General features: G+C 60.0%; 8 protein-coding genes. 5 read left to right on the forward strand and 3 right to left on the reverse strand.

What is annotated here, in order from left to right; genetic code table 11:
- Positions 1–694: SNF2-related protein (locus RT028_RS19805; RefSeq protein WP_312937118.1), on the reverse strand; the 694-nt coding region annotated here is incomplete at its 3' end.
- 117 nt (positions 695–811) lie between these two features.
- Here RT028_RS19805 and RT028_RS19810 point away from each other — a divergent pair.
- From RT028_RS19810 to RT028_RS19830, 5 genes are all read left to right on the forward strand, one after another.
- Positions 812–1,504, forward strand: a complete 693-nt coding sequence (locus RT028_RS19810) for a M949_RS01915 family surface polysaccharide biosynthesis protein (RefSeq protein WP_312937120.1) — start codon at positions 812–814, stop codon at positions 1,502–1,504.
- A 111-nt stretch (positions 1,505–1,615) separates the two neighbouring features.
- Positions 1,616–1,942, forward strand: coding sequence for an aspartate-semialdehyde dehydrogenase (locus tag RT028_RS19815; protein ID WP_312937122.1), 327 nt, complete (start codon positions 1,616–1,618; stop codon positions 1,940–1,942).
- Between the two features lie 62 nt (positions 1,943–2,004).
- Positions 2,005–2,166, forward strand: coding sequence for a hypothetical protein (locus RT028_RS19820; RefSeq protein WP_312937124.1), 162 nt, complete (start codon positions 2,005–2,007; stop codon positions 2,164–2,166).
- Between the two features lie 133 nt (positions 2,167–2,299).
- Positions 2,300–2,416: a cytochrome c oxidase subunit CcoM gene (gene ccoM / locus RT028_RS19825; RefSeq protein WP_312937126.1), complete on the forward strand. Its 117-nt coding sequence runs from the start codon at positions 2,300–2,302 to the stop codon at positions 2,414–2,416.
- 124 nt (positions 2,417–2,540) lie between these two features.
- Positions 2,541–2,888 carry a DUF2025 family protein gene (locus tag RT028_RS19830; RefSeq protein WP_312937128.1) on the forward strand — a complete coding sequence of 116 codons (348 nt, stop codon included), beginning with the start codon at positions 2,541–2,543 and terminating at the stop codon, positions 2,886–2,888.
- On the opposite strand, the gene RT028_RS19835 is transcribed toward RT028_RS19830, so the two are convergent.
- Together RT028_RS19835 and RT028_RS19840 are read right to left on the reverse strand one after the other, a co-directional pair.
- On the reverse strand, positions 2,857–3,933 hold the full coding sequence (locus RT028_RS19835) for a diguanylate cyclase (protein ID WP_312937129.1): 1,077 nt from the start codon (positions 3,931–3,933) through the stop codon (positions 2,857–2,859). The genes RT028_RS19830 and RT028_RS19835 overlap by 32 nt on opposite strands.
- A 193-nt stretch (positions 3,934–4,126) precedes the next feature.
- Positions 4,127–5,020 (reverse strand): formate/nitrite transporter family protein, encoded by an 894-nt coding sequence (locus RT028_RS19840; RefSeq protein WP_312937131.1) that lies wholly within the window; start codon positions 5,018–5,020, stop codon positions 4,127–4,129.
- Positions 5,021–5,329: the final 309 nt, after the last annotated feature.

The raw sequence follows: 5,329 nt of genomic DNA on the forward strand, positions 1-5,329 counted from the left end.
CGTCGAACAGCGCCACTTCCAGGTTGAAGCGGCGGCGCATTTCCACCAGCCACTGATGCTGCAGGTTTTCCGGCACCAGGATCAGGACGCGGCTGGCGCGGCCAGACAGCAGCTGGCGATGGATGATGAGGCCGGCTTCGATGGTTTTGCCCAGGCCCACTTCGTCTGCGAGCAAAACACGCGGCGCAATCCGATCGGCCACTTCGCGGGCAATGTGCAACTGGTGCGCGATGGGCTGCGCACGGACACCGCCCAGCCCCCAGAGCGACGACTGCATCTGCTTGCTGGTGTGCAACAAGGTGTTGTAGCGCAGCGAGAACCAGGGCATCGGGTCGATCTGCCCGGCGAACAGTCGATCACTGGCCAGTCGGAACTGGATGAAGTTCGACAGTTGGGTCTCGGGCAGCGTACGCGGCTGATTTTGCGCATCCAGCCCGTGATAGACCATCAGCCCATCGACATCGTCCACTTCGCGAACGGTCAGCTTCCAACCGTCGAAGTGGGTAATCTGGTCGCCCGGTGAGAAGCGCACGCGGGTCAGTGGCGCATTGCGCACGGAGTACTGGCGGGTTTCGCCGGTCGCCGGGTACAGCACGGTGAGCAGGCGGCCGTCCTGCGCCAGGACGGTGCCAAGGCCAAGCTCGGCTTCGCTATCACTGATCCAGCGTTGCCCGGGTTGATACTGCTGCGCCATACTGGCTGAACTCCCGCGATGAAAAGCCCACTATGGTAACGGATAGGTCCGGCCGGACCAATCAGTCTAGTGCGTTCGTTGAACAATACTGCCTTGCCATGAGGAGCGAGTATCGAAATGCCTGCCAAGTATCGCTGGTTCAACGTCTGTGTTGCCGTAGGTGGCGTCCTGCTGGTCTCGGGTTGTGAACAGAAACGCTTCGAGACGCTGCCCCCCATTCCGGCCGAGCAGCTGGAAGTGCTCGGCGTACAGGCGCCTATCAAGAGCGTGCATTTTCGCGACCAGCAAGGCGAGGGCCTCCTGATCCTGAGCCGGGTCGACGGTCAGGCCACCGACGCCGAGACCGAGCAGGAAGTGGACCGCGTGGTGCTCAAGGCCACCCTGTATGGCCGTTCTGGCGAGTCGGCCTTCACGCCGCGGTGGAAGATCGAGCAGGAAACCACCTGCGCGGGCCTCGACCTGGATGTCGACTTCTATACCGATGTCAGCGACGTCACCGATCTCGATCAGAACGGCATTGCCGAAGTGACCGTGGCCAGCCATGCCTTCTGCGGCGGTGGTATCGATCCGCAGGACATCACCATCGAACTGCGTGAGGGCCAGTCGGTCTACTCCTTGACCGGCCAATCGTTGATCAGTCCCGCTGGCGAAGAGCCGTTCGGGGGTGAGCGCGACGAAAGTGCCTCCTACAAGAGCGCACCCAAGGCTGTCCGTGAACATCTGGACAGCGTCTGGCAGCAGGTTTACAAGCGGCCGTGGAGCGAAGTCAGCACGCCTTCGGACTCCGACCCGGAAGACGACCCGCAGTAGCGCCAATCACGTGGGGCGTACGGCCTCACGTTGAACGCCAGCCCTGGCAGCATGACGGTCGCTCATGACCACCGGCGATCAGCCGATATAGAGAGTCAAAGGAGACACGCCATGCTGCCGCCGCTCATTCCCCTCAGCGCTATTCCCGTCACATCCCAGCTCGATCCGGTCAAGCCGACCCCGGACATACCGCCCGTGGTCCCTGTGCAAACCACTGCCGGGGACAGCAGCGTCGACCTGCGCCAGCGGCATGATCCGCAAGAGCAAGCCTTGTTGCTGCTCGATGAGCAGCGTCGCCGTCAGCAACGCCAGCAGCAGGAACAGGCTGATCGCTACAGTGCCGAGCCCGGCGAAGAACTCAATGCCGATAACACCGTGCCTGTGATGCCCATGGGCGAGCCCGTGCGTCAGGGGCTGCTGGTGGATGTAGAGGTCTGAAGACTGTTCAGTCGGCGCGCTTGCCTTCATCATTCATGCATCTGTCGTCAGTCGAGCCTGCCATGAGCCAAGACAACCTCATCAACTTCGGCGCCGAGCGCGCCAAACGCATCCATGACCTCAATGACAAGCGCCTCGATGACATGCGTCAGGCGTTCGAGCAGGCCATGCCGCTGGCCAAGGCCGGCAAATCCAAGCGCAAAGGCAAGTCGAAGAAGCGCTGACCACTGACCTGCATCAATTCCCGTACCCCCTCGCGTGCCCAGCCTCGGGCACCATTGACCCTGATCAATTTCTCTTCCCGCCTGATTGGTTACCTTGCACCCATCGAACGACGACAAACGAATGGAGATCGGCATGTTCTTCGACAATGTGGTTATCGCAGGTGTGGTCACAGTCGGGTTGATGGTGACGTTCTTTGTCGGTCTAGGCATCTTCATCTGGAAGGATTCAAGCAAGCGCAAGTCGCACTGATCGTTCCGGGTTCACGAGCACGCAAGGCATTTTGGGCGACTTCGGTCGCCCATTTTTTTGCCTGTTTTTCCGCAGTTCACTCAACCGTTGCACTGAGATCTCTGGTCCGTTCAAGGAGTAAGGCATGTCCATCACATCGCATGACATCTGCAATGCGGCCGACCAGCTCAAGGGCCTGGTGGGGTTTCACCTGAAGCGTGAGGTCCATATCGTGCGCTTTTCAGAGGATTCCTTTGGGCTCGACGTGGCCGAAGACAGCCTGCAGCCTTGCAGTGAATTCGTCTGGCGTGAGGTGGGCGAGGGGCGCATGGCGTTGTGTCGGGCGCACCTCGCGTTCTTGCTGGCACAGCATGTCGATGACCGACTGAACATCACCGAACCACTGCGGCTATATGTACGCCGTACTGATCTGCCCGAGATCGTTGCCGAACGCGTGGTGGTTACTCCGGCCAGGCCAGCCGAAGTCCAGTGAAGTCGACAGGGGCGACATTTACCCGATCGCGACCCTGGCGTTTGGCCTGGTACAGCGCGTGGTCAGCGTCTTCCAGCCATTGCTCGGGGCCGGCAAAGTCGTCCCGAAAGGCCGACAGACCAATGCTCAGGCTGATGCGCAGGGCCGGAAGGTCCGGGTCGGAATAGTTGGCCGCGCATTCGCGCAGTCGCTCCATCGCGAGGCAGGCTTGTTCCTGAGTGGTTTTCGGAAAAATCACACAGAACTCATCGCCGCCATAGCGGCCGGCGAGATCGGTTTCCCGCAGGCCCTGCCTGAGCTCTTTGCTGAGATGACGCAGTACCCGGTCGCCTACCACATGGCCATACGTGTCGTTGATTGCCTTGAAATGATCGATGTCGATCAGCGCGATCACGGCCGCCCCGCGGCGCTCCTGACACAAGAGAAACTTGCGGCCCAGGCGATCTTTCCAGTACCCATGGTTGTACAGCCCGGTAAGACTGTCGGTGCGGCTCAGGTCACTCAAGCGCCGTTTATGCTCCGCCAGGTGCGTAGCCAACTGAAACGAGACCCATCCCAGGGCCATGGGGTAGAGGGTCAGCATCGGCAAGCTGGCATAGACCTGCAGGTCGGTCGCGTGCAATTGCACGTGAGGCCCGAGCAGCACCATGCCCAGTGCGGCGCCGCCTAGCTGCGCCAGCACGCCGCGTTGCACCAGAGAACGGCCACCGGCGGCAACATTGTTCATTGTGACCATCGACAGGATGGTCAGGCTTGGCAACGGGTTGAAATGCATCGCGGCGGCCCAGAACCCTGCCATGAGCGAGTCGACGACCAGATTGCGCTGCTCGGCGTGGTACGGCTGAGGCGAGCGCATCGCCCAGCGGTACGCCAGATGAGGCCAGAGCAGGCCGTTGACCAGCATCAACGCCCATACCCAGATCGGCGGAGCCAACGGCATCAGTGCCGCGGTCACCGCCAGTAAACCCATGGTTTTGCCCAGTATGCGAGGCAGGTAGATACGCTTGACGAAGGAGAGCCCTTTGCCGTTGCTGGTGTGCGTCATGGTGTCGGTTCTTTGGGTGGTTGCGCTTTATCGCATAAGTTCCCAAGAATTGTTAAACATTCGACGAGGCGTGGATACTGGCCTTGCGTGCCAAATCGCGGTGAGTGCGAGCGTTCTAGCTGCCCAACCTTCTATATATAGAAGCGACATGTAGAGGCGACCGCCGCTGCCCCGTCGCGGCGGCGGTCGGGTGTCACGCTTGGTCAGACCGGCCCTGGCTGGGACGCTTTTTGTCCGTTGCAAGTTTCGACAGCCCTTTGCCCGTGTCGCTGCGCACCTGGGCGTGACTGATAAGCGCGAAAATGAAGCTGCCGCCGATGATATTGCCGGCGAGCGTGGGCAAGGCAAAGTCCATCAGGAATCGTTGCCAGGTTTCCTCGCCTGCCCACACCAGGTAGGACACCTCCACGGTGCCGACGACGATGTGGGTGAAGTCGCCCAGTGCCATCAGGTAGGTGATCAGCACGATGATCCAGATCTTGGCGTTTTCCATCGAAGGGATCATCCAGACCATGGTGGCGATCATCCAGCCCGAGATGATCCCTTTCGCAAACATCTGGCCAATATCGTTGTGCATGACCTTGCGACCGATCTCCAGGAAGGCAGCGTCGGTCTTGTTGTCGAAAATCGGCAGCTCGAGCATGACCCAGGCGACGAACAGGGTGCCGACCAGATTGCCGAGCAGCACAACGCCCCACAGTCTTAGCAAGCGACCCAAGTTCGCCAGGGTTGGTGAGGTCATGACCGGCAGCACGGCTGTCAGCGTGTTTTCCGTGAACAGCTGCTGGCGAGCGAGAATGACGGCCAGGAAGCCTGCGCTGTAGCCGAAGCTGGCGATGATCTGCGCGGTTTCTCCATCGGGCAGGCGTGAATAGAGCAGCCCCATTGCCATCAGTGACAAGCCCATGGTCAGCCCCGCAGCCAGTGCCGACCAGAACAAGGCAGCAATGGTGCGCTCCAGCTCATGATCGCCCTGCGTACGAATCATTTCGTGCAGCACGGCTGCACGCGGAGGCTGATGCTCGTCGACCTCGTGCTCTTCTTCGGCCGAGAGGCCCGGGGTCTTTTCGCTGTGCTCGTCGTTCATGGGGCGATGCTCTAGGAAGGGGTGTTCTTTACAGATCAATGGTGGTTTGAATAGTTGCGGGGAATCGGTGAGCAGGCTGCTGATTTTTCTCGATTAAATGGTTGACACTGTTTTGGATTGGCGTATTATTCGCCTCCCGCAGCGATGAACTTCAAAGCGGGTTTGAAGTTGAAAGTCATTTGGCACTGCCAAGTAAAAGAAGCTTCGAAAAGGTGGTTGACAGCGGTTTGTAACGCTGTATGATTCGCCCCCCCCCCGCTACGAGAGATCGCAGCGAGCCAAGTGGTTGAAGTTGAACGAGATTCTCGC

Source organism: Pseudomonas sp. (assembly GCF_032058845.1).
GTDB lineage: Bacteria > Pseudomonadota > Gammaproteobacteria > Pseudomonadales > Pseudomonadaceae > Aquipseudomonas.

Bases quoted from the DNA above. Each gene is read 5' to 3' on its own strand.
- ccoM (WP_312937126.1), top strand. From the start codon at position 2,300: ATGTTCTTCGACAATGTGGTTATCGCAGGTGTGGTCACAGTCGGGTTG.
- RT028_RS19815 (WP_312937122.1), top strand. From the start codon at position 1,616: ATGCTGCCGCCGCTCATTCCCCTCAGCGCTATTCCCGTCACATCCCAG.
- RT028_RS19810 (WP_312937120.1), top strand. From the start codon at position 812: ATGCCTGCCAAGTATCGCTGGTTCAACGTCTGTGTTGCCGTAGGTGGC.
- RT028_RS19840 (WP_312937131.1), bottom strand. From the start codon at position 5,020: ATGAACGACGAGCACAGCGAAAAGACCCCGGGCCTCTCGGCCGAAGAA.
- RT028_RS19820 (WP_312937124.1), top strand. From the start codon at position 2,005: ATGAGCCAAGACAACCTCATCAACTTCGGCGCCGAGCGCGCCAAACGC.
- RT028_RS19830 (WP_312937128.1), top strand. From the start codon at position 2,541: ATGTCCATCACATCGCATGACATCTGCAATGCGGCCGACCAGCTCAAG.
- RT028_RS19835 (WP_312937129.1), bottom strand. From the start codon at position 3,933: ATGACGCACACCAGCAACGGCAAAGGGCTCTCCTTCGTCAAGCGTATC.